We start from the raw sequence: 2,842 nt of genomic DNA, 5'->3' as shown, positions 1-2,842 counted from the left end.
GTGTGAGAAGGCAGACCTGGGGAACTGAAACATCTTAGTACCCAGAGGAAGAGAAAGCAAATGCGATTTCCTGAGTAGCGGCGAGCGAAACGGAAACAGCCCAAACCAAGAGGCTTGCCTCTTGGGGTTGTAGGACATTCCATATGGAGTTACAAAGAGTCTGTGTAGATGAAGCGACCTGGAAAGGTCCGCGAGACAAGGTAAAAGCCCTGTAGTCGAAATGCAGACTCCTCCGGAGTGTATCCTGAGTACGGCGGGACACGTGAAACCCCGTTGGAAACTGGGAGGACCATCTCCCAAGGCTAAATACTACCTAGTGACCGATAGTGAACCAGTACCGTGAGGGAAAGGTGAAAAGCACCCCGGAAGGGGAGTGAAATAGATCTTGAAACCGTGTGCCTACAAGTAGTTGGAGCCCGTTAATGGGTGACAGCGTGCCTTTTGTAGAATGAACCGGCGAGTTACGATCCCATGCAAGGTTAAGCTGAAAAGGCGGAGCCGCAGCGAAAGCGAGTCTGAATAGGGCGAATGAGTATGTGGTTGTAGACCCGAAACCGGGTGATCTACCCATGTCCAGGGTGAAGTCCAGGTAACACTGGATGGAGGCCCGAACCCACGCACGTTGAAAAGTGCGGGGATGAGGTGTGGGTAGGGGTGAAATGCCAATCGAACTCGGAAATAGCTGGTTCTCCCCGAAATAGCTTTAGGGCTAGCCTCGAGGGAAGAGTTTTGGAGGTAGAGCACTGATTGGACGAGGGGTCCCCACAGGATTACCGAATTCAGTCAAACTCCGAATGCCAAAAACTTATCCTCGGGAGTCAGACTGCGAGTGCTAAGATCCGTAGTCAAGAGGGAAACAGCCCAGACCATCAGCTAAGGTCCCAAAGTATACGTTAAGTGGAAAAGGATGTGGAGTTGCTTAGACAACCAGGATGTTGGCTTAGAAGCAGCCATCATTGAAAGAGTGCGTAATAGCTCACTGGTCGAGTGACTCTGCGCCGAAAATGTACCGGGGCTAAACGTATCACCGAAGCTATGGACAGACACCTTCGGGTGTCCTGTGGTAGGGGAGCGTTCCAAGGGCGTCGAAGCATGACCGGAAGGACATGTGGAGCGCTTGGAAGTGAGAATGCCGGTATGAGTAGCGAAAAGAGGGGTGAGAATCCCCTCCGTCGAAAGCCTAAGGTTTCCTGAGGAAGGCTCGTCCGCTCAGGGTAAGTCGGGACCTAAGCCGAGGCCGAAAGGCGTAGGCGATGGAAAACAGGTTGAAATTCCTGTACCACCACGTTTCCGTTTGAGTAATGGGGGGACGCAGTAAGGTAGGGTAAGCGCACCGTTGGTTGTGTGCGTCGAAGCAATTAGGCTGACAAGTAGGTAAATCCGCTTGTCGTGAAGGCTGAGTTGTGATCGCGAGGGAAATTTAGTACCGAAGTTCCCAATCCTACACTGCCAAGAAAAGCCTCTAGCGAGGAAGCTGGTGCCCGTACCGCAAACCGACACAGGTAGGCGGGATGAGAATTCTAAGACGCGCGGGAGAACTCTCGTTAAGGAACTCGGCAAAATGACTCCGTAACTTCGGGAGAAGGAGTGCTCTATTAGGGTGCAAGCCCGAGAGAGCCGCAGTGAATAGGCCCAAACGACTGTTTATCAAAAACACAGGTCTCTGCCAAGCCGCAAGGCGATGTATAGGGGCTGACACCTGCCCGGTGCTGGAAGGTTAAGAGGAGGGGTTATCCCGTAAGGGAGAAGCTCTGAATTGAAGCCCCAGTAAACGGCGGCCGTAACTATAACGGTCCTAAGGTAGCGAAATTCCTTGTCGGGTAAGTTCCGACCCGCACGAAAGGTGCAACGATTTGGGCACTGTCTCAACGAGAGACCCGGTGAAATTATATTACCAGTGAAGATGCTGGTTACCCGCGACAGGACGGAAAGACCCCATGGAGCTTTACTGTAGCTTGATATTGGATGTTGGAACAGCTTGTACAGGATAGGTAGGAGCCTTGGAAACCGGAGCGCTAGCTTCGGTGGAGGCATTGGTGGGATACTACCCTGGCTGTTTTGACATTCTAACCTCGGACCGTGATCCGGTTCAGGAACAGTGTCAGGTGGGCAGTTTGACTGGGGCGGTCGCCTCCTAAAGAGTAACGGAGGCGCCCAAAGGTTCCCTCAGAATGGTTGGAAATCATTCGTAGAGTGCAAAGGCATAAGGGAGCTTGACTGCGAGACATACAGGTCGAGCAGGGACGAAAGTCGGGCTTAGTGATCCGGCGGCACCGTATGGAAGGGCCGTCGCTCAACGGATAAAAGCTACCCTGGGGATAACAGGCTAATCTCCCCCAAGAGTCCACATCGACGGGGAGGTTTGGCACCTCGATGTCGGCTCGTCGCATCCTGGGGCTGAAGTAGGTCCCAAGGGTTGGGCTGTTCGCCCATTAAAGCGGCACGCGAGCTGGGTTCAGAACGTCGTGAGACAGTTCGGTCCCTATCCGTCGCGGGCGCAGGAAATTTGAGAGGAGCTGTCCTTAGTACGAGAGGACCGGGATGGACACACCGCTGGTGTACCAGTTGTTCCGCCAGGAGCATCGCTGGGTAGCTACGTGTGGAAGGGATAAGTGCTGAAAGCATCTAAGCATGAAGCCCCCCTCGAGATGAGATTTCCCATCACGTAAGTGAGTAAGATCCCTCAGAGAAGATGAGGTAGATAGGTCTCGTGTGGAAGCATGGCGACATGCGGAGCTGAGAGATACTAATCGATCGAGGACTTAACCAAATGTTTTACTCTAAGCAACGATTCTTTTCAGTCCATCACGTTATCCAGTTTTGAGAGGTCAACGACCACTCA

General features: G+C 52.9%; 1 rRNA gene. It reads left to right on the top strand.

The annotated features are described in order from the left end of the window. Positions 1 to 2,770 (top strand): 23S ribosomal RNA (locus ACHABW_RS25500); the annotation flags it as partial. Positions 2,771 to 2,842: the final 72 nt, after the last annotated feature.

It is taken from the genome of Salipaludibacillus sp. CF4.18 (assembly GCF_051262595.1).
Lineage (GTDB): Bacteria > Bacillota > Bacilli > Bacillales > Salisediminibacteriaceae > Salipaludibacillus > Salipaludibacillus neizhouensis.
Note: the sequence above shows the minus strand (reverse complement) of the source record. Positions and strands in the feature narration are given on the sequence as shown.